Below are 20,866 nucleotides of genomic sequence, written 5' to 3' on the forward strand. Positions count from 1 at the left end.
AGACCCGTGGAGCAGGTGCCGGACCTGCTGAACTCTGTTCAGCCTCGCCCGCCCCAGTTCATCGAGGCTGAACAATTCGGCACAGCCCGCAGAACCGGTCCCCAGCCGAACATATTCCGGCCGACCTGGCACCTTCCGAAACTGTGCACCTCGCCCAGAGGGGCCGGCGACGGGACTGCTGCTGAGGCCGTCGTCGCGCCGGTCGTCGGCGCTGTGGACCGAGCTCCTAGCTCTCTTCGGCGCGGGTCCACCGCTCCCAGAGCCACAGGATCAGGACGATCAGCAGAAAGCCGGGTATCCCGACGGCGCCGAGCTTGCCGAGCCAGTTCGTCACCTCGGCCCCGATGCCGGTGTCCGCGCCGTCGGCGGTCGTGGTGCCGGTGCCGTCACGGCCGCTGGTGTCCGGATCGCCTCCGGCAGCGGGCCCGCCGCCCGCCTCATCGCTGCCCGAGCCGTTGCCGCCCGCGTCTGTGCCGTCCGTGTCGCTCCCACTCGCGTCGCTGCCGTCGGCGGAGCCGGTTCCCAGACTGCCCGATCCGCCGTTCTGCCCGTCGGACGGCTCCCCACCGATGCCGAGCCCGGCGAGCCAGTCGGTCACCGTCGCGCCGATATCGGGGAGCGTGTCGTCGGCGGTCCCGGAACCGTCGCCACCCTCAGCGTCGCCACCCTCTGCGCCGTCGCCCTCGGAGCGGTTGGTTCCGGGTGGGGAGTCCGACCCGGGTCCGCCTTCAGGCGAGCTGTTCGTACCGTTCGCCGAGTCGCTTCCGCCACTGCCTGTGTCGCCGGAGCCACCTGCTCCGTTCCCTGCCCCTGTGTCACCGCCGCCGTCACCTGCGTCCGCTCCGCCGCCCGAGCCGTCGTCGTCAGTGCTACTGCCGTCACCAACATTGCCGGCACCTTCACCGGCATCGCCACCTTCACCGGCATCGTCGGTACCGTCAGCACCAGCGCCGCCACCCGCACCGCCTCCGCCCGCGCCCTCACCACCCGCGCCTGTACCCGCACCTGCACCGCCTCCGCCCGCGCCGCCCTCACCCGCACCGCCGCCCCCACCAGCGCCCGGAATCGGCGCCGACTCGGCAGCGGGCGGATCAGCGGGCTGGTTGGCGACGAGCGCCGCGGCGCCACCTCCGAGGGCGAGCGCCGCGAGGACACCCGCGGCGATCGCCGTCTCCTTCTTGCCGAACGGGCGCGGCGCGCCCGCCCCCGCTGCGCCTGCCCCCGCTGCTCCGCCCGCTGCCCCGGCCGCCGCTCCGCCGACCGCAGCGCCGAGGGCTCCGGTGGCGATCGCTCCTGCGATGACGTGCTGTCCGAGGTCGCGGAGCATCCAGGACACCTCGCGGACGTCGACGAACGCCCGGGTGCACTCGGCGCACCCATCCATGTGGGCCTCGAACCGGGTGCGGCGCCGGGGGAGCAGCCGGTCCTTGAGGTAGTCGTGCATGGCGGCGCGGGTGGTGCGGCACTCGGGTTCGTTGACGCCTTGGGCGTGGGCTGCGGCGAAGGCGCCGGCGAGGCGTTCTTCGGCGCGGCGTAGGCGCATGGTGACGGCGTGGGGGCGCACGCCGAGATTGGTGGCGATGTCGGTGACCGCCCGGTCGTGGACGTGACGTTCCAGGAGGATCTGTCGGTCGTCGTCGGCGAGGTCGGACAGCGCGGTGCGGAGCATGGCGACGTCGGCGTGGCGTTCGGCGTCGAGCTCTGCTCCCGCCACGGGGGGCGTCAGTCCGTCGAGGGTGTCGTCCTCGACCGGGTGGGCACGCCCGGCTTCGCGGGTCATCGAGATCGCTTCGTTGACCGCCGCGCGTCGCCAGTACGGCGCGGGGTCGTCGATCGTGCGGCCGGTGGAGACGATCCGGACCATCTTTTCCAGGGCCCGGCTGGCGGCTTCCTCGGCGTCGATGCCGGGTACGCGTGCGGCGACCGAGCGCACGACGTTGGGCCGGTGCACCACCCAGTCGTCAATCCGCAGTGCGCGTGCCGCCGTCATCTCGGATGCCCCCTTCCGATCCGCGATAATTCCACCGCGATCGGGAGGACGCACGACGAATCACACGATGTGCGTCAACGCACTGATTGGCCGGTAAGCGCCGTTTCCTGCCCGCAGGTCACCGCGCGCGTCGGCGCAGCACGACACCCCGGAGGAAGCCCGCCTGGCCGGCGTGCTGCAGGTCGTCGTTGATCACGCTGATCAGCCGGACGCCGAGGGTGACCGGCGGGTCCCACGACTCGTCGATCACCCGGTCGAGATCGTCGTCGGACAGGGTGCTCAGATACCGCAGGGTGCGCTCGTGCACCGCGTCGTGGTAACCCGTGAGCAGCTCGCCCGACGGGACGCGGACGGCGGAGACCTCGTCGGCGTCGTGCCCGTACCCGGTCTCCTCGGCGGGGAAGGGCAGCCCGAAGCGGCGGTCCCACCCGTCGTCCGACCAGACCTGGCTGATGCCCGCCGCGTCCGCGACGTGGTCGTCCTGGACCCGGGTCAGGTGCCAGACGAGCCAGGTGATCGAGTTGGCGTCCTCGTCGAGGCGAAACGCGAGCTCCTCGCCCGACAGTCCGAGGACCGAGCTGTGCACCGTCTCCTTGATCCGGCCGAACGCGTCCGCGAGCAGATCCGTACCACGCATAACGAGCCCCTCCTGTGCCTTGACGTCCCGGCCCACGGTGCCACGGCTCACGATGCCATGGCGCCGCGGGCTCGCGCAGAGCGCTACGCGCCGACCACCCCGCCGTCCTCCCGGGTGATGACGATGGTGGCGGACCGCGGGCGGCCCGTCGGGCTGTAGTCGGGCCAGCTCGAGCTGGCCCGCGGGTTCTCGGGGGTGCCCGAGTCGCCGGGGTGCTGGATGTTGACGAACAGGGAGCGGCCGTCCGGGGTGGCGGTGATGCCCGTGATCTCGCAGCGCGGCGGACCGACCAGGAACCGGCGGATGTCGCCCCGGCGGGTGTCGGCCACCAGCATCTGGTTGTTCTGGTTGGCGCCGTCGACCTGCGGCTGGGTGCCGTCGGTCAGGATCCAGAGCCGGCCCACGGCGTCGAACCAGAGGCCGTCGGGGGAGCCGAACGCCTGGTCCGGCGGGACGGTGGCGCCGCTGGCCTGGTCCCCGGCGAGCAGGAAGATGTCCCAGTCGAACCGCACCGCGCTCGGGTTGCCGTTCTCGTCGATCTTCATGATGTGCCCGAACCGGTTGTTCAGCCGCGGGTTGGCGGCGTCCACGGACTCGGTGCGGGCGGTGTTGTTGGTGCAGGTGAAGTACACGGCGCCGGTGCCTGGCTGCACGGTGCACCACTCCGGCCGGTCCATCGGCGTCGCGCCGACGGCGTCGGCCGCGAGGCGCGTGTGGATCAGCACCTCGGCCTGGTCCGCGAAGCCGTCCGCCGCGGTCAGCCCCGGCTCGCCGTGCACCAGGGGGAGCCACCGGCCGGAGCCGTCCTCGTCGAACCGGGCGACGTACAGCGTGCCCTCGTCGAGCGGGCTGCGCCCGGCCCGGCGCGCCTTGGCGATCGGTTCCGCGCCGACGAACTTGTAGAAGTAGTCGAACTGCGTGTCGTCGCCCATGTAGACGACTGCCTCGCCGCGACGGCCCCGCACGACGACGGCGTTCTCGTGCTCCATGCGGCCCAGCGCCGTGCGCTTCTTCGGCGTCGACTCCGGGTCGAAGGGGTCGACCTCCACCACCCAGCCGAACCGGTTGAACTCGTTGGGCTCGGTCCGCATGTCGAACCGGCTCTCGGTGGTGTGCCAGGGGTACGGGCTCTCCGAGCCGATGCCGTAACGCTCCTCGACCGACCCGGCGGGCGGTGGCTGCTCGCCGTAGTAGAAGTACTTGTTGATCGTCTCCTCGCAGGTCAGGTACGTGTCCCACGGGGTGGGGCCGCTCGCGCAGTTGTTCAGCGTGCCCAGCACCCGCACGCCCTCGGGGTCCGCGTTCGTGCGCATCAGGGGGTGCTTGGCCGCGGGGCCGGTGATCTCGATCGGCGTGGTCATGGTGATCCGGCGGGCGAACCTCGACTCGGCGACCTCCCAGCCGCCGTCGCGGTCCTCCTCGACCTGGATGACCGAGACGCCGTGGGCCGCCATCGACTTGGCGGTCTTCTCGGGCGACCAGGCCGCCCGGCCGTCGGTGTGCAGCAGGTTCTCGGTGGTGGCCTCGTGGTTGACGCAGAGCAGGCCGGAGCGACGGTCCCGGAGCGGGAAGAACCACATGCCGTCGTGGTGGTCCCCGGCCTGCTGGGCCTGGTCGGCGGCAGTGTTGCTCGCGTCCTCGGCGAAAGCCGGCCCGGAGGGGACGATCGGGTGGCCCCACGGGTAGAGCACCTGGTAGCGGTAGCCGGGCGGCAGCACGACGGCGTCGGCGGTGCTGGGTGCGACGGCGGGGAAACCGAGCAGCGGCCGCCCGGGGCCGTGCCCGCCGCCATGCCCGCCGCCATGCCCGCCGCCGTGGCCCGAGCCCTCCACGACGCCGGCCGCGGCGTCCGGTCCAGGGGCCCCGAAGAACGCGGCGGCAGCGGCGGCCAGGCCGCCCGCCATCGCGGTCCGGCGGGACAGGCGGAGCTCGGCGAGCTCGGAGATCGACGGCGGACGAGGCATGTCGGCGTTCACTGAGGGCTCCAACCTTGGGGGCGCGGACCGCTGAGCGGCCGGGACGCGTGCCACGGTAGGTAGCCGAGATGGCCGGGTCCCCACACCCATGTGAACGACGGCGAAAGACGATCCGAGCGCAGGTCAGGACGGCGAGGGTCAGGCCGGCGCGCGGAGGATGTGTCCGGGCTCAGCCGTCGGACAGGCGGATCAACACCTTGCTGCTGTCCGGCCCGGCAGCGGCGGCCAGCGCCTCGCCCGCCTGCTCGATGCCGAAGCGGTGCGTGACCACGGCGGACACGTCGAGCCCGCCGCCCAGCGCGGCGAGGGCGTCCCCGATCTCCTCGACGAACCGGTAGGCCCCGACCCACGTGATCTCGCGGGTGACGAGGTCGCCGAGGGCGGCGGGTGCGGCAGTGCCGGGCAGGTTGCCGACCTGGACGAGGGTGCCGCCGCGGGCCGTGGCCCGCAGCACCCCGCCCAGGGCGGCGGGTGCGCCGGAGGCCTCGAAGACGAGCGCGCAGTCCTCGGGCAGCCGGTCGCCCGAACTGATGTCGATGACCCGGTCGGCGCCCAGTTCCTTGGCCACGGCCAGCGACGACGCGGAGAGGTCGGCCGCGGTGACCGACGCCGCGCCCGCGTGCTTCGCGGCGGCGACGACGAGGCAGCCGATGGGGCCCGCGCCGTTGACGAGCACGTCGCGTCCGCGGACGTCCGCGCCGACCTGGCCCGCGCGGTTCACCGCGTGCATCGCCACGGCCAGCGGCTCGGCGAGGGCGCCCTGTTCGGTGCTCACGCCGTCGGGCAGCCGCCGTAGCTGGTGGGCCCCGACCACCCGCAGCTGGCTGAACCCGCCGTCGGTGTGCGGGTGGAAGGCCGCCGAACCGAAGTACCGGACTCGCGAGTGCAGGTTGGCCCGCCCCGCGAGCCGTTGCGGCAGGACGGAGCCGTCGGCGGCCTGCGCCGGGTGCACGGTGACCGGCGTGCCGGGCTCCCAGCCGGCGACGTCGGGCCCGCTCGTTACCACCCGGCCTGCCACCTCGTGTCCGAGGACGAGCGGGTCGCGCAGGACGGCGGTGCCGGAGGCGCCGTTCTTCCAGTAGGACACGTCCGACCCGCAGACCCCGCCCCACTCCATGGCGACGACCACCTCGCCGGGTCCGGCGACGGGATCGGGGCGCTCCTCGACCCGCAGGTCGCCGGCGCCGTGCACCACGACGGCCCTCATACGGCGTCCTCCAGCCGGACCAGGTCGCGGCCACGGGTCTCGGGCGCGAGGCGGGCGGCCACCAGGGTGATGAGGGAGTAGACGATGAGCATCGCGGCGATCGGCCACCAGCTGCCGGTGGCCGCGGTCAGCGAGGCGGCGACGACCGGGCCGATGGCGGTGGCGAGGATGCCGCCGATCTCCTTGGAGAGGGCCAGCTGCGTGAACCGGGTCCGTGCGCCGAACAGCTCGGCCATGGTCACGCTCTCCAGTGCGAACAGGCCGAGGACGCCCAGGTTCAGGCCGGCGATCATGCCGAGCATCAGGCCCGTGGTGGTGCCGCTGGTGATCAGCAGCATCATCGGGAAGGCGAGCGCGATGGTGATCAAGGAAAGCGCGGTGTACATCGGGCGCCGGCCGAACCGGTCGCCGAGCATGCCGATCAGGGGCACCGTCGCGAAGCCGATGATGGAGCCCCACATGATCGCCTCGGTGGCCAGCGCGTCGTCCATCGCGAGCGTGGTGGCGACGTAACCGACCAGGAACGTCTGCACCAGCCCGGAGTTGCCGGCCTGACCGAACCGCAGGGCCAGCGCCAGGAAGAACGCCTTGCCCTTGCGCTGCTTGAGGGCCGCCTGGAGCACCGGCTCCGCGGTGGCGGTCTTGGTCTCGTCGCGGGAGAGCTCGTCGCGGGAGAGGGCGACGCCGTCGACGACGTCGGCGCGGGCCTCGAAGACCGGGCTCTCCTTGACGTTGGTGCGGATCCAGACGGCGAAGATCATGAGCACGAAGCTGAGCAGGAACGGGAGCCGCCAGCCCCAGCTGAGCAGCTGCTGCTCGCTGAGCACCGCAAGCAGCAGCGCCCACAGGGCCGACGCCGCCAGGGTGCCGGAGTTGGTGCCGAGCGAGACCAGCGAGGCGACGAGGCCGCGCCGTCGGACGGGTGCGTACTCGGCGAGCAGCACCGTGGCGCCCGCGATCTCGGCGCCCGCGCCGAAGCCTTGGACCAGCCGCAGCACGACGAGCAGGATCGGCGCCAGGATGCCGACCGTCTGGTACGTCGGCAGGACACCGATCAGGGTCGTGGACACACCCATGAGCGCGACGGTGATGAACAGGACCTTGCGGCGGCCGAGCCGGTCACCCATGCGGCCGAAGTAGATGGCGCCCGCGAGCCGCGCCACGTAGCCGACGCCGTAGGTGGCCATCGCGGCGATCAGGCCGATCGCGGGGCTGACGTCGGGGAAGAAGATCCGGTTGAAGACGATCGCCGCCGCCAGCGAGTACAGCTGGAAGTCCATGAACTCCATGGCCGTGCCGAGCCAGCCGGAGACGGCGGCCTTGGTGAGGTCCTTGGTCGAGCGGGTGACGGTCTTGTCCGGGGGAGTGCCCGACGGGGTACCTGGTGGGGTCATAGCTGTTTCCGCCATCGGAAGAGTGCTCCTTGCCGTCTTTTTGGCTTGCCTTCATTGACTTGCCTTCTTGACTGACGTCGCTGCCTGGAGTGCCGGTCAATCAATGTGTGGCAGTACTTGTATGTAAGCAGCGTCGACAAGAGGGTGTCAACTGTTCGTGGTGCGGAAGCGCGCCGCCTCTCGCCTAGACTCGCGGGTATGAGGGAAGCCTCGAACCGGTCCAACAGGCGAGTCGTCTACGAGACGCTGCGCCGCAAGGTGCTCACCCTCGAGCTGCCGCCTGGTGCCTCCCTCTCGGAGAACGAGCTCGCGGCGTCCCTCGGCGTCAGTCGGACGCCCGTGCGCGAGAGCCTGATCCTCCTCGGTGAGGAAGGCCTGGTCAGGGTGTTCCCCAAGGTCGGGTCCTTCGTGTCCCGGGTGGACGCCGAACGCGTGGCGGACGCGCAGTTCCTCCGCGAGGCGGTCGAGCTGGCAGCGTTCGACGACATCCCGGAGGCCCTCGACCCGGACCTGGTCGCCGAGCTGCGCGCCAACCTGGAGCAGCAGCGGGAGGCGCGCCACGACCTCGAGAAGTTCTTCGAGCTCGACGAGGCGTTCCACCACGGGCTCCTGCGCCTCAGCGGGCACGGCAGGGCATGGTCGACGGTCGTCGCCGCCAAGGGGCACCTGGACCGCGCGCGCCGACTCGGCCTGCAGGAGACGAACGGCATGGGCCGCTTCGTCGACGAGCACCACTCCATTCTCGACGCGGTGGTCGCCGGCGACCTCTCCGGCGCCCGCGACAGCCTCCGGGGCCATCTCCGCGCCGTGTTCGACGACATCGAGAAGACCCGGCAGAGCTCGCCGGAGCTCTTCGCGACGGACGACGGGTCCGTCCCGGTGCGTCGCAGCATCGCCGTCTGGGAGTAGTCGGCGCACCCTCGGGTTCGGCGAGAGGGTGGCTGCGGCTGCCAGGATCCGCGCGCGCTCATGCGGTACGTCGCTGTCGCTGTCGCTGTCGCTGTCGCTGTCGCTGTCGCTGTCGCGACCACCGTGCTCCTGTGGGCCCTGTGCGGCGTCATGGGGCCCTGCCCGCTTATACGGCGGTGCTCGGGCTCACCGGCCTGCTCGCGATGATGGCCGTGCTGCCTGGCGGGAAGGACCCGACTCGTCAGGCAAGGTGTGGAGTGAGGCGGCCTGAGTGATCCGAGGTCAGGCCGCCTCAGCGGACGCTGACGCTGGCGGTGGGCTCGGTGGGCTCGGTGGGCTTGGCAGCGGGATCGGGCTGGTCGGGTCACGCCAGGTTCGGCCGGCCGGTCGGTCGGCTTCGATGGGTGGCGTCGGCTCGGTGGTCGGGTTGGTGTCGCGTGGTGGTGGGGCTTCGATGGGTTCGGGTAGTCGGATGCGGTGCCCGTAGGCGTCGGTGAAGGCCCACCCGGTCTCCAGCAGGGGGGCCTTCGCCCCGAGAAGTGGACACGTCTTCGTGTGGTCAGGCGGCCAGCCGTAGCGTAGCCGGGTCGGTCTCGTGTTCGTAGTCGATAGGGCTCTGGTTCCCGAGGCGGGAATGCGGGCGGCGCAGGTTGTAACGCGTGATCCAGCGGAAGACCGCGAGGCGGCAGGCGCGGGCGCCGTCGAACGCGGGTGCGCCGGCCAGGGTCTCGCGTTTCAGCGTGGCGTTGAACGACTCTGCCAGGGCGTTGTCGGCGCTGGTGCCGACCGCGCCCATGGACTGAGTCACCTGCAGCCGGCCGCATAGCTGCGCGTAGTCCTTCGATCCGTACTGGGCTCCGTGGTCGCTGTGGAAGATCGCGCCGGCCAGAGAGCCGCGCTCGGCTACGGCGGCCTGGAGGGCGTCGGTGACCAGCTCGGTGCGCATGTGATCAGCCAGCGACCAGCCCACCAGACGGCGCGAGTACAGGTCGATCACCGTCGCCAGATACAAGAACTGCCCGCCACCGACCGGCAGGTAGGTGATGTCGCCGACATACCTGCGGTTGGGTGCCTGCGCGGTGAAGTCCCGCTTGATCAGGTCGCCCACCCTCTGCCCCGATGGGTCCGGGACTGTGGTGCGTACTCGTCGTCGTAGCCGGATCCCCGCGATGCCGTGCTCGCGCATCACACGAGCGACCCGTTTGTGGTTCACCGGCGGCCCGACCGGGTCGGCCTTACGCAGCTCGGTCGTCACCCGCGGCGAGCCAAGAGCCGGATCCTCCTTCAGCAGAGCCCGGATCCGCGCCGCCAGCCCGGCATCAGCAGCAGCCCGGGCGGCACGACCAGCGGCGCCGTCGCGCCACTTGTAGTAGCTCGACCGGTTGATCTCAAGGACCTGGCACAGCCGCTTCACCGAGTAGGTGGGATGGTGCTCGGCGACGAACTGGAAGCGGCTCACCAGGTCGTCTCTCCCGCGAAATACTTCGCGGCCTTACGCAGGATCTCCCGCTCGGTGGCGAGCTTGCGCTTGTCGGCCTCCAGGCGGGCGTTGGCCGCCTCGAGCTCGGCGACCCGTGCCTCCAGCTGCCCGACCCTGCCACCGGAACGCACCGCGGGCTCGCCGGGCGTCGTGCCCGCTGCCGGACCGGCCGTCACGGCGGCCTGCCCGCGCTGCTCGGCAGCGCGGCGCACCCATAACCGCAACGTCTCTCGCGAGACGCCCAAGTCCCGGGCGATGCCCTTGATCGTCGCCCCGGGCGTGGACTCGTACAAGGCCACAGCATCGGCCTTGAACTCCTCCGGATAGTTCTTCATAGCCATGCGGATCAAACTCGCTTCCTCTGGATCCACGATCCAGTATCAGCGTGTCCACCAAACGGGGTGAGGGCCCGGGCACCGGTGGTCGCGTCGTTGTCGGTGGTGGTGGTCTTGCCGGTCCAGTGCATGGTGATGTTCTTGGTGTCGACGAGCTGGTGGTGGTACCAGCACAGCAGGGCACTGTTCGTCACCGACGTGCCCCCACCATCAGCCCAGTGGGTGATCGCGTGGTGGACCTCGCAGCGTGAGGGTGGTTGGTCGCATCCTGGCCAGACGCAGTGCTGGTCCCTGGCGATGACGGCGCGTCGCATCTGTCCGGTCACGGTGCGTTGGGCGCGTCCGACGTCCAGGACGGCGCCGTCGGCTCCGAACACGATCCGGGTCACCGCACTGTGACACGCCAGGCGACGCACCAGGGCGCGTGGGGCACGCTCGCTGGTCTCGGTGAACACGGGACCACCAGACGTCAGCAATCCGGCCACTGCCGTCGGACTGGCTGTGTCGGTGCCTGCGGTACCCGCTGTGCCTGCGGCACCCGTTGCACTCGTTGCGTCTGGTCGGGTCGTGGAGCCGGGTCGGGTCTGTCCGCAGGTCAGGCACAGGCCGTCGCGGGTGCGGGTGACCTGGGTGACGAACTCGTTCCACGACACGGTCACGTTCAGGTGCGGTGCGATCGCTGCCCCTGGGGAGGCCTGGTTCGTGTCCAGCACCACCCGCGCGACGTCCGCGAGGCCTTGTGCGCGGCGCTGCGTCGTGGTCCGGGCGTCGTCCGCGGACGGGGCGCCCAGGACCGCGTTGATCGCGGTGCTGACCAGGAGGCCGTGCTCGTCGGTGAGGAACCCGGCCACGTGGTACCCGCCGAACGTCTTGGCCAGGTCGAAGAACTCACCGTGGGCTGCCTTGTCGTCATCGAGGTCGTCGGTGTCCGGGTCGGTCACGGTCGCGAACCGGCGCGCGACCGTGCGGAACTGGTCCGCGTTCAACACACCCGCCTCACGCAGCACGATGCCCTCACCCGTGACCAAGGTCCCCTCCGTGACCGCGCCTTCCAGCACCTGGGTGACCAGCTCCCGGGTACGGGTCCCGTCGGGGTCGTCTGCGGGGTCGGGGAGGTCGACGGCAACGGTCTGCACGAACTGTTCCGGGGTGGTGGTGTGCCCGGTACGGGTATCGATCAACCACGCCAACGCATCCGTACGCGTCTCACTGGTGGGTGCGACCTCCGTCATCACGCGGGCGTGGTCGACACCCAGGGTTCCGGCGACCAGGCGCTCCCGGGTCACGGGGAGCGCGGTCGCCAGACGCCGCGCGATGGTCATGTCCTTGCCCGCGGTGCGCGCGGAGATCCCTTCACGCAGGCGTAGCCAGGTCGTGAACGTACGCGTCATGCCACCGGAGCGCCAGGAACCCTCGGCTTCGATCCTCGGTAGCAGGGTGTACCGGACCCCGTCCAGGCGGCCGGTCAGCCGACGGATCCGGGTGTGGGCCTCGACCAGGCGGCCGATGCTCGGCGCGTCCCACCCGGTCAGGGTCTCCGGGGTGGTCAGGGTGGTGAGGTGGTCGATCTCGTTCTCGATCCGGGCGAGGGTTTCCTCGATCGAAGCCGCAGCAGGAGGCGGGCCACTGGCCGGACCACTGTTCGTCGTCTGCTCCACCATGCCCACCCCCGCCCATCTGAATCGCTGATGTCTAGTTCTCACTCCCTCGGTGCATCTATTATCTCGAACACTCGTGCGGTCTGCTTGGTGGATTTCAAATCTGTGGATAACCCTTCATGCCGCCGCTGCGATGCCCAAGGGCAGCCCCGAAAGTCCCGCCGAGCCAAGGCGTGTCGACCGATCTGCCGGACAGGCCCATCCCACGCTCCGCAACGAAACAGTCCTTGACCGCACACCGGATGGTGCGCGGTCGAGGACCGTGGTCGAGCCGGTACCTACGCCGTCAGGAGAGCTTCCGGCGGTACGCGGCAGTGGCCAGGACGTACGCGACCGCAAGGATGCCGACGCACCAGCCGAGCGCCACCCAGATGTCCGTGCCCACCGGCTGCTGGGCGAGCAGGTCCCGGATCGTGTTGACGATGGAGGTGACGGGCTGGTTCTCGGCGAACCACCCCACGGGGCCGGGCATGGTCTCGGTGGGTACGAAGGCCGAGCTGATGAAGGGTAGGAAGATCAGCGGGTAGGAGAACGCGCTGGCGCCGTCAACGGTCTTGGCCGACAGGCCGGCGATGACCGCGAGCCAGGTCAGGGCCAGCGTGAAGAGGGCCAGGATGCCCGCGACGCCGAGCCAGGCCAGCACACCCGCGCCCGAGCGGAAGCCCATGAGCAGGGCCACGAGCACGACTATCGTCACCGAGACCAGGTTGGCGACCAGCGACGTCAGCACGTGACCCCAGAGCACCGCCGAACGCGCGATCGGCATGGACTGGAACCGCTCGAAGATGCCGCCCTGCATGTCGAGGAACAGCCGGTAGGCCGTGTACGCCATACCCGACGCGATGGTGATGAGCAGGATGCCGGGCAGCAGATAGTTGACGTAGTTGTCGGTGCCGGTGTTGATCGCGCCGCCGAAGACGTAGACGAACAGCAGCATCATGGCGATCGGTGTGACGGCGGTGGTGATGATGGTGTCGGGGCTGCGCATGATGTGGCTCAGGGAGCGCCCGGTCAGGACGGCGGTGTCGCCGAAGAAGTGCTTGCTCATGGTCTCGTTCCTCACTTGTCCGTGCTGACGGGGGTGCTGGGCGGGTCGCCGGCGGTGCTGTCGCCGACGACGGCGAAGAACACGTCCTCGAGAGTGGGCTGCTTCTCGACGTACTCGACCTTGGCCGGCGGCAGCAGGGCCTTCAGCTCGGCGAGGGTGCCGCTGACGATGATGCGGCCCTGGTGGAGGATCGCGATCCGGTCGGCGAGCTGTTCCGCCTCGTCGAGGTATTGCGTGGTGAGCAGCACCGTCGTGCCGTTCCGGGCGAGCTCCTTGACGGCTTCCCACACCTCGATGCGGGCCTGCGGGTCGAGGCCGGTGGTGGGCTCGTCGAGGAAGATGATCGGCGGGTTGCCGATCAGGCTCATCGCGATGTCCAGCCGGCGCCGCATGCCGCCCGAGTAGGTGGCGGCCTTGCGCCCGCTGGCATCCGTGAGCGAGAACCGGGTCAGGAGGTCGTCGGCGATCTTGCCGGGGTTGGTCAGGTGCCGCAGCCTGGCGACCAGGATCAGGTTCTCCCGCCCGGTGAGGACCTCGTCGACCGCGGCGAACTGCCCGGTCAGGCTGATCGACTCCCGCACGTCGGCGGCCTGTGTGGCGACGTCGTACCCGTTCACGCTCGCGGTGCCGGCGTCGGCCCTCAGCAGGGTGGACAGGATCTTGACGACCGTCGTCTTGCCCGCGCCGTTGGAACCCAGCAGGGCGAAGATGCTGCCCCGCGCGACCTCGAGGTCCACGCGCTTCAGGACGTGCAGGTCCTTGTACGACTTCTCGACGTTCTGCACTCGGATGGCGGGCTCGCGGCTCCGCTCGCTGTTCGTGCTCATGGTCTTCCCTTTCTGGGGAACGCTGGGGAACGGTTTTTGGGTAGGGGGTAGCCAGGAAGGTGGTTCGGGTTCTTTCTCGGGCCGACGACGCCGGTCCGCGCCTCAGGTCAGGTCGGGCTCATACCCGGCCAGTGCTCGCGGAAGTTCAGGGACCTCAGGGCCGCCGGACGATGACGTCGCCCCAGCCCGTGCTGGCGTGGATCTCCGCGGTGGCCTCGTTCTCGACGGGGCCGTCCGTGGGGGTGAGCTGGTTGTGGACGGTGCCGTGCTCCGAGGCGATGTCGAGCCACGCGGCGGTGCCCTCGGGCACGTCGACCTCGATCGAGCCGTAGGACGTCGTGAGCGTGACGCTGCCCGACTCGACCCGGTCGACGCGGATGCCGGCATGCGCCGACTTCACGCAGAGGGTGCCGTGGACGCGGCCCACGGTGATCTCCGCGTGCGCCCCGACGACGTCCAGCGTTCCCGTCACGGACCCGACGGTCGTCGTCCCGTTGCTGGCGCGGATGGTGCCCTCGCCGGAGAACTCCGTGACCCGGACCCCGCCGGCGCTCACCTTCATGGAGGTGGGCCCCGTGGCCCGGCCGACGACGACGGACCCGGCGGAGACCTTGAGGTCGAGGCGGGCTGCCTCGTCGAGCCGGACGTCGCCGCCGTTCAGGGTGAGGTCGACGTTGCCGAGCAGCCCCTCGGCGTACAGGGAGCCGGCCTTGCCGCTGAGGTGCGAGCCGATCGGCAGCTCGATGTTGACCTGCGCGCCGCCGGCCGCGAACGGAAGGACGTACTGCTTCCAGGAGGACGGGTAGATGATCGTGACGGCGTCACCGTCACGCTGGACGCGGGTCTCCTCGGCGGCGCGCACCGAGCCCGACTTGGTGGGGTCGGCGGGCAGGACGGTCACGACGACGTCGTCGCGCTCGGAGGCGACCACGTGCAGGTTGCCGAAGGGCACGTCCACGACGACCGGGACGGGGCTGGTGGCGGGGAAAGTGGGCATGACAACTCCAGGTGAGGACAAGGGCGGGAAGGCGAGGGGGTAGCGAACCGGCGGCGAGCCGGGTGGTGTCGGAGTGGTGTCGCTGCGGGTCAGCGCACCCAGCCGGTGAGGCGGTTCCCGCTCGGCAGCCCGGAAGCGGTCTGCGGGGCGGGGCGCGCGGTGGGCCGGTCGAGCGCGGCGGCGACCGCCCGCACCAGCCAGGTGTTGACCGAGACGCCGTCACGGGTGGCGGCCGCCTCGGCCTGCGTCTTGAGGTGGTCGGGCAGACGCAGGGTGGTGCGCGTGGTGGCTCCCGCGTCGGCGTCGGCTGCGGTGCCTGCCGGCCCGGCGGGGGTGGGCGGCGTCGCAGCCTGCTCAGCGACGGCGGTGGGCACAGCGGCGGGCACGGCGGCCGCGGGTGCGGCGACGACGAACTCGGGCTCGCCACCGCGAAGGCGCACGTCGACCGAGCCGGGTGCGAGCTCCGCGGAGATCTCGCCGGCCGCGGCGGACAGGGCCTCGAGCAGGACGAGCCGTGCGGCGGCGTCGAGCGGGGCGGTCAGCCGGCCGGCGATCTTGCGCACCTCTTCCCCGCCCGCGGCGGCCGCGGTGGAGAGCTGGCGCTGCAGCTCGTCGACATATCTCGTGAGGTCCATGACCCCACTATGACACCACTCGTGGTGTCAGTGCAAGACCTGTGACGTCATTTGCGACACCAAAGCGGTGTCACGTGGTGTCATCGCTTAAAACCGCAGGTCAGAGACGTGATGCGCTAACGACCGCCCGGCTGGACGAGCCCGTTCTCGTACGCCGCGATGACGAGCTGCGCGCGGTCGTGCGCGTTCAGCTTCGTCATGACCCGGTTCACGTGCGTCTTCGCGGTGTGCGGAGAGATGGCCAGCAGCTCCGCGATATCGGCGTTCGAGCGGCCGGTGCCGACGAGCGCCAGCACCTCCGACTCACGTTCGGTCAGGTCGTGCAGCGCCCGCGACGGCTCGCTCGTGTGCAGCCGTTCGGACCGCACGTACCTGTCGATCAGCGTCCGGGTCGCGACGGGGGAGAGCAGAGCATCACCCCGGTGGACCGCCCGGATCGCGGCGGCGATGTCGTCCCGCTCCGCCCCCTTGCCGATGAAGCCGCTCGCACCGGCGCGCAGCGCCCCGACGATGTACTCGTCCTCCTCGAACGTCGTCAGCACGAGCACCCGCACCGCCGCGAGGTCCGGGTCCGCGCAGATCTCGCGGGTCGCGGCGATACCGTCCAGGCCGGGCATCCGGATGTCCATCAGCACGAGGTCCGGACGGCGCTCGCGGGCCAGCGTGATCGCCTCGTACCCGTCCGCCGCCTCCCCGGCGATGGTCAGACCGTCGCTGTGCGTGATCAGGTCGGCGATCGCCGAGCGGATCAGCGCCTGGTCGTCGGCGATGAGCACGGAGATCATGGGTGGCTTCCTGGTCCGGGGGTGGGTAGGGGTACGGGGGTGGGCAGGTCCGCGTCCAGCGCCCACGAGCCGACGCCTGCCCTGCCGTGGGTGAGCGTGCCGCGAACGGCCTCGACGCGCTCGCGCGCCCCGGTGAGGCCGTGCCCGGCGGCGGCACCCGTGACCCGCGCGGGGACGGGGTTGACCACCGTGACGTGCAGCCGGTCCGGCAGGTACTCGAGCACGACGTGCGCACGGTGCTCGACGCCGTGCTTGTGGGCGTTGGTGAGTGCCTCCTGGATGACCCGCAGCGCGACGACGTCGACCGCGGCGGGCAGCTCGCGTGCCTCGCCGATCCTGCGCACCGTGACGTCGAGGCCGTGCCCGCGGAACTGCCGCAGGATGTCGTCGAGCTGGGCCAGTCCGACCGGTACGGCGCCCGGTCCGGCGCCGGGCGAGCCGGGGTCGCGGAGCGTGGCGAGCAGGTCGCCGATCTGGGTGAGCACGGTCCGCGAGGCCTGGCGGATGACGGCGAGCGAGTGCTCGGCGTCGTCGGGCCGCTCGCGCAGCGCGGAGCCCGCGACGCCCGCGTGCAGGTTGATGACCGCGATCTGGTGCGCGACGGCGTCGTGCAGGTCGCGGGCGATCGCGAGCCGGTCCTCCGCGACGCGCTGGTTGGCGAGGGCCTCCCGCGTCGCCTCGGCGCGCTCCGCGCGTTCGGTGATCGCCATGAACTGCTCGTGCTGCACCCGGATCACGTCACCGAGCGCACCGAAGAGCAGGATGAACAGCAGGTACTGCATGCCACCGTGGCCGACGGCCACGGCGCCGGCGATCGCGACGACGACGGCGGTGGGAATGGTCAGCCACAGGGCCTGCCGCCGGGTCAGCGCGCGGCTCGCGGTGAACGTGGCGATCGCGGCGGCGAGGACGACGCCGGGGTTGAACAGCCCGAGCGGCACGCTGAGCCACACGAGGGCCACGGTCGTCGCGACGGTCAGGACCGGTCGGCGTCGGCGCAGCAGGAGCAGCACCGCTGCCACCAGTGCGACGGCGAACAGGTCGGCGTGCCACTCCGGCATCCGGTCTTCCTCGAGCGGGAGCGGGCTCGCCAGCAGTACCGCGAAGGACGCGGCGGCGTGACCGGCCCACGCGGGGATCCGGTGGGTGTGGCCGAGCTGCACGCCGTCGTTCCGTAGCATCTCGTCCTCCTGTCCGCCGTCCGCCGCTCGCCGGCTGCGCCCCGCCAAGCATCCCGTACCCGGCGGGTGCGCGCGTCCCGCCCAGGGGGTACCGGGGAGTACTACCAGCGCGGTACCGAAGAGTCATCGTCAGGGCGATTCGCGCGGGGGCGCCGTCGCCGAGAGTGGGTCACGTCAACAACTCCGGCACCACGAGAGAGGCGGCCGACGTGGTCTCCCCACTGCTCTCCGTCAGCAACCTGCACAAGACATACGGCTCCGGCCCCAGCGCCTTCGAGGCGCTCCGGGGCCTGGACCTGGACATCGCCGAGGGCGAGTCCCTGGCGATCATCGGCAAGAGCGGCTCGGGCAAGTCGACGCTCATGCATCTGCTCGCGCTGCTCGACCGGCCGACGTCGGGCAGCATCACGCTCGACGGGACGGACACGTCGAAGCTCTCCGCCAAGCAGCTCAACCAGACCCGTAACAGCGCCTTCGGGTTCGTGTTCCAGCAGTTCTTCCTCAATGCCCAGGCGAGCGTGCTGGACAACGTGACCCTGCCGCTGAAGATCGCCGGCGTCGCCCGGCGCGAGCGCCTCGCCCGCGGGATGGCGGCCCTGGCGCAGCTCGAGCTCGACGACAAGGCCGACAACAAGGCGAACGACCTGTCCGGCGGTCAGAAGCAGCGCGTGGTCATCGCGCGGGCGCTGATCAACGAGCCGCGCGTGATCTTCGCCGACGAGCCGACCGGGAACCTGGACACCGCGACGGGCGCCGTCGTCGAGGACATCCTCTTCGACCTCAACCGCAGGCGGGGCATCAACCTGGTGGTCGTCACGCACGACGAGGACCTGGCGTCCCGCTGCGACCGCAGCATCTTCATCCGCGACGGCCTGATCGCCGCGCGTGAGGCGGTGGCGGCATGAAGATCGCCGACGTCGTAGGCACCGCCTTCCGCAACGCGTTCCGGTCCCGGCTGCGGACCACCCTGACCGTGCTGGCCATCTTCATCGGAGCCTTCACGCTGTCCCTGACCAACGGCCTGGGCACCGGCGTCAACCGGTACCTCGACGACACGGTGGCGTCCGTGGGGGTCGACGACGTCATGACGGTCACGAAGACGAACGAGGACGCGCCGACCGACGGCGGGCCCACCGAGTACGACCCCAACCAGATCGAGGCCGACGGCCCGCCCGGGACGACGACCACCGCCCTGACCGACGACGACATCGACACGATCGCGGACGTCGACGGCGTGCTGGGCGTCGACCCGACCAAGAGCGTCCTGGCGGACTACGTCCAGCACGACGACGGGACGAAGTACCAGCTCTCGATCTCCCAGTTCGTGCCGGGGATGGAGGTTGAGCTCGCGTCGGGCCAGCAGGTCGACCTCGACGCCGCCGACCCCGAGCTCGTGCTGCCCGAGAGCTACGTCGAACCGCTGGGCCTGGGCTCCGACTCCGACGCCGTCGGGCAGACCGTCACCCTGGCGGTCACCGACGGCACCGGGACGCAGGTGACGACGGACGCTACCGTCGTCGGTGTCGCTGAACCCGGCGTGGTCACCATGAGCGGCGCGATCCCGAACGACGTCCTCACGGAGAAGCTCTACGACCTGCAGACCACGGGGGCGCCCGAGGCCGAGACCGCACGGTACGCGCAGGCCTCCGTGTCGTTCGACGCGACGGCGGGCGAGGAGGCGACCACGGCCCTGCAGGACCGGCTGGAGGACGCCGGCTTCACCGCCAGCACCCTGGAGGACCAGCTCGGCGCGATCACGTCCGTCATCGACGGCATCGTGCTCGTCCTGAACGGGTTCGCGGTGATCGCGCTGATCGCGGCGGGCATCGGGATCGTCAACACGCTGTTCATGGCGGTGCAGGAGCGCACCCGCGAGGTCGGGCTGATGAAGGCGATGGGCCTGTCCAGCGGCCGTGTCTTCTCCTTGTTCAGCATCGAGGCCGTGGTCATCGGTCTGATCGGTAGCGCGGTGGGCGTGCTCGGTGCGATCGGCGTCGGCCAGCTCGTGAACGGTGTGGCCGGGGACCTGCTGGTGGACCTGCCGGGGCTGACCCTCATCGCCTTCGACCCGGTGAGCATCGCGACGGTGGTGCTGGGCGTCATGGCCATCGCGTTCCTGGCGGGCACCCTGCCGGCCCTGCGCGCGGCACGCCAGGACCCGATCTCCTCCCTCCGCTACGAATAGTCCCGACCCACGCCGTTGAGTGCTGGGTATTTGTCGAATCTGGCCCGTCAGGTCGACAAATACCCAGCACTCAACGGTGTGCGTATGACACTCCACGCATCGCGGAGAGGGTGATATCGGGGCACTATGACCCCGTGCCGATGGTCACTGGACAACAACATAGAGCTGAGATCCCCGGAGCGGACGCCGGGGTAGCTGGTGTGGACATCGGCGGGACGGGGTCGCGCCTGCGGGTCGACAACGGTCGGCCCGGCGGGGTCTACGAGCTCACGGGCCCGCCCGCGACCATCGTGAACGGGCGCTCGACGGTGCCCGACGTGGTGCGGAGCCTCTGCCGCGACTTCGCGGCCGAGTTCGGCGGGCGGCCCCGGGTCGCGGCGGCCGCCGTCGGGATGCGGGGGTTCCGGTCGCAGACGCAGTCGGGGAGCCTGGACCCGAACCGCGTGCACGACATCCTGGCCGAGGAGCTGCGCACCGACTCGACAGCGGTGTCGAGCGATGCGGTCACGGCCCACCTGGGTGCCCTCGGCCCCGGACCGGGCGCCACGCTCGCCGTCGGGACCGGCGCCGTTGCCGTGGCCTGCGACGACGTCGGCAGGTGGCACCTCGCGGACGGCATGGGGCCGCACGTGGGGGACAACGGCGGCGGCGCCTGGATCGGCCGGCGCGGGCTCGACGCCGCGGCCCGGGCGATGGACGGCCGCAAGATGGGCGCGTCGCCCGGCCTGGTCCAGTCCGCCGAGCGGCACTTCGGTCGGCGCGAGCAGTGGACGACCGTCAACGACGTCTCCCTGTTCGCCGGGTTCGCGCCGCAGGTCATCCAGGCGGCCAGTCGCGGCGATGTGGCCTGCCGCGAGATCCTCGACGAGGCGGCCCGGTCCCTGGCGGACGGGCTGTGCGCGGTGCTGAGCCACCCCGGCGTCGAGCCGGTCGCGGTGACCACGGGGAAGCTCCTGATGCATGCGCCGTCGTTCCGGTCGATGGTGCTCCAGCAGCTCCTGGAGAAGCGCGCCGACGTCCGCGTGCAGCCGAGCGCCGGGCTGCCGCTCGACGGCGCGCTGAGCCTGGCCAGGATGCTGGCCGCCCACCCGGCCGTCGTCCGGGAGCACGTACCTCTGCTGGCGGTCCGGATCGGTGCCTCGGACTGGCTGGACGACTCCATCACGATGCCGCGCGTGGTGCTCCCGGCCGTGCGGCCGCTGCGCGCGGAGAGCGAGCCCACCGCGTGGGCCGTCGAGATCCGGTCCGACTTCGAATGGTCCGCCGACGAGCTGCTGGAGGACGTCGTGGGACCGGCGACGCCCACCGCCGCCGTCGTGCCGCTGACCGGAGCTCGCCTCGTGGTCGGTCGGGCGTCGCGCAGCCGCGGCGTCGTACCGGACATCGTGTGCGAGGACACCGGCGTGTCCCGCAGGCACTGCGAGATCAGCTGGGTCGACGGCGGCTGGAGCGTCATCGACCTCGGCTCGGCCAACGGAACCTACGTCGCCCCGCGCGGCGAACCCGTCCCGGCGGAACCGCTGCGGCCGGGGGAGCGGCGCTGGCTGTCCGACGGCGACCGCATCTACGTCGGCGGCTGGACCTGCCTGACGGCGCGCGTCGTCGCCGCGAACGTGCACTGA

At 71.1% G+C, this 20,866-nt stretch carries 17 protein-coding genes; 4 read left to right on the plus strand and 13 right to left on the minus strand.

The genetic code is table 11. The features are described from left to right. Positions 1-226: 226 nt before the first annotated feature. The 5 genes from ACQEVI_RS23010 to ACQEVI_RS23030 all read right to left on the minus strand — a co-directional run bounded on the left by ACQEVI_RS23010 (position 227) and on the right by ACQEVI_RS23030 (position 7,219). The gene (locus ACQEVI_RS23010; RefSeq protein WP_432903351.1) at positions 227-1,990 is read right to left on the minus strand and encodes a zf-HC2 domain-containing protein; all 1,764 of its coding nucleotides are present in this window, start codon (positions 1,988-1,990) and stop codon (positions 227-229) included. Positions 1,991-2,108: 118 nt separating this feature from the next. Beyond that, a complete protein-coding gene (locus tag ACQEVI_RS23015; RefSeq protein ID WP_432906074.1) occupies positions 2,109-2,627 on the minus strand; it encodes a mycothiol transferase in 519 nt (172 codons plus the stop codon). An 83-nt stretch (positions 2,628-2,710) separates the two neighbouring features. Beyond that, the gene (locus ACQEVI_RS23020; RefSeq protein ID WP_432903354.1) at positions 2,711-4,603 is read right to left on the minus strand and encodes a PhoX family protein; all 1,893 of its coding nucleotides are present in this window, start codon (positions 4,601-4,603) and stop codon (positions 2,711-2,713) included. A gap of 169 nt (positions 4,604-4,772) precedes the next feature. Then, on the minus strand, positions 4,773-5,810 hold the full coding sequence (locus ACQEVI_RS23025; RefSeq protein WP_432903357.1) for an L-idonate 5-dehydrogenase: 1,038 nt from the start codon (positions 5,808-5,810) through the stop codon (positions 4,773-4,775). Beyond that, entirely contained in the window at positions 5,807-7,219 is a 1,413-nt protein-coding gene (locus tag ACQEVI_RS23030; RefSeq protein ID WP_432903360.1) for an MFS transporter, read from the minus strand. Before ACQEVI_RS23030 ends, ACQEVI_RS23025 begins: the two co-directional genes overlap by 4 nt. Positions 7,220-7,402: 183 nt before the next feature. Here ACQEVI_RS23030 and ACQEVI_RS23035 point away from each other — a divergent pair, with 183 nt between their 5' ends. Then, entirely contained in the window at positions 7,403-8,113 is a 711-nt protein-coding gene (locus tag ACQEVI_RS23035; RefSeq protein WP_432903363.1) for a GntR family transcriptional regulator, read from the plus strand. A 559-nt stretch (positions 8,114-8,672) separates the two neighbouring features. Here the strand turns inward: ACQEVI_RS23035 and ACQEVI_RS23040 are convergent. From ACQEVI_RS23040 to ACQEVI_RS23075, 8 genes are all read right to left on the minus strand, one after another. Then, a protein-coding gene (locus ACQEVI_RS23040) for an IS3 family transposase (protein WP_432894622.1) occupies positions 8,673-9,934 on the minus strand; the annotation gives its coding sequence in 2 pieces (ribosomal slippage) (positions 8,673-9,589 and positions 9,589-9,934; 1,263 coding nt in all). A 5-nt stretch (positions 9,935-9,939) separates the two neighbouring features. Next, entirely contained in the window at positions 9,940-11,589 is a 1,650-nt protein-coding gene (locus tag ACQEVI_RS23045; RefSeq protein ID WP_432903366.1) for a DUF222 domain-containing protein, read from the minus strand. Between the two features lie 283 nt (positions 11,590-11,872). Further along, entirely contained in the window at positions 11,873-12,634 is a 762-nt protein-coding gene (locus ACQEVI_RS23050; protein WP_432903369.1) for an ABC transporter permease, read from the minus strand. Between the two features lie 11 nt (positions 12,635-12,645). Further along, positions 12,646-13,461: an ABC transporter ATP-binding protein gene (locus ACQEVI_RS23055; RefSeq protein ID WP_432903372.1), complete on the minus strand. Its 816-nt coding sequence runs from the start codon at positions 13,459-13,461 to the stop codon at positions 12,646-12,648. A 154-nt stretch (positions 13,462-13,615) separates the two neighbouring features. Then, a complete protein-coding gene (locus tag ACQEVI_RS23060; RefSeq protein WP_432903375.1) occupies positions 13,616-14,458 on the minus strand; it encodes a DUF4097 family beta strand repeat-containing protein in 843 nt (280 codons plus the stop codon). An 89-nt stretch (positions 14,459-14,547) separates the two neighbouring features. Further along, positions 14,548-15,093 carry a histidine kinase gene (locus ACQEVI_RS23065; protein ID WP_432903378.1) on the minus strand — a complete coding sequence of 182 codons (546 nt, stop codon included), beginning with the start codon at positions 15,091-15,093 and terminating at the stop codon, positions 14,548-14,550. A 116-nt stretch (positions 15,094-15,209) separates the two neighbouring features. Next, on the minus strand, positions 15,210-15,878 hold the full coding sequence (locus ACQEVI_RS23070) for a response regulator transcription factor (protein ID WP_432903380.1): 669 nt from the start codon (positions 15,876-15,878) through the stop codon (positions 15,210-15,212). Beyond that, entirely contained in the window at positions 15,875-17,059 is a 1,185-nt protein-coding gene (locus ACQEVI_RS23075; RefSeq protein ID WP_432903383.1) for a sensor histidine kinase, read from the minus strand. Before ACQEVI_RS23075 ends, ACQEVI_RS23070 begins: the two co-directional genes overlap by 4 nt. Positions 17,060-17,268: 209 nt before the next feature. Between ACQEVI_RS23075 and ACQEVI_RS23080 the strand changes: the two genes are divergently transcribed. The 3 genes from ACQEVI_RS23080 to ACQEVI_RS23090 all read left to right on the plus strand — a co-directional run bounded on the left by ACQEVI_RS23080 (position 17,269) and on the right by ACQEVI_RS23090 (position 20,866). Beyond that, the gene (locus tag ACQEVI_RS23080; RefSeq protein ID WP_357509279.1) at positions 17,269-17,964 is read left to right on the plus strand and encodes an ABC transporter ATP-binding protein; all 696 of its coding nucleotides are present in this window, start codon (positions 17,269-17,271) and stop codon (positions 17,962-17,964) included. After that, a complete protein-coding gene (locus ACQEVI_RS23085; RefSeq protein ID WP_432903385.1) occupies positions 17,961-19,244 on the plus strand; it encodes an ABC transporter permease in 1,284 nt (427 codons plus the stop codon). The genes ACQEVI_RS23080 and ACQEVI_RS23085 overlap by 4 nt, the downstream gene beginning before the upstream one ends. A 140-nt stretch (positions 19,245-19,384) precedes the next feature. Next, entirely contained in the window at positions 19,385-20,866 is a 1,482-nt protein-coding gene (locus ACQEVI_RS23090; protein WP_432906077.1) for a BadF/BadG/BcrA/BcrD ATPase family protein, read from the plus strand.

Source organism: Promicromonospora sp. CA-289599, from assembly GCF_050936155.1.
Taxonomy (GTDB): domain Bacteria; phylum Actinomycetota; class Actinomycetes; order Actinomycetales; family Cellulomonadaceae; genus Promicromonospora.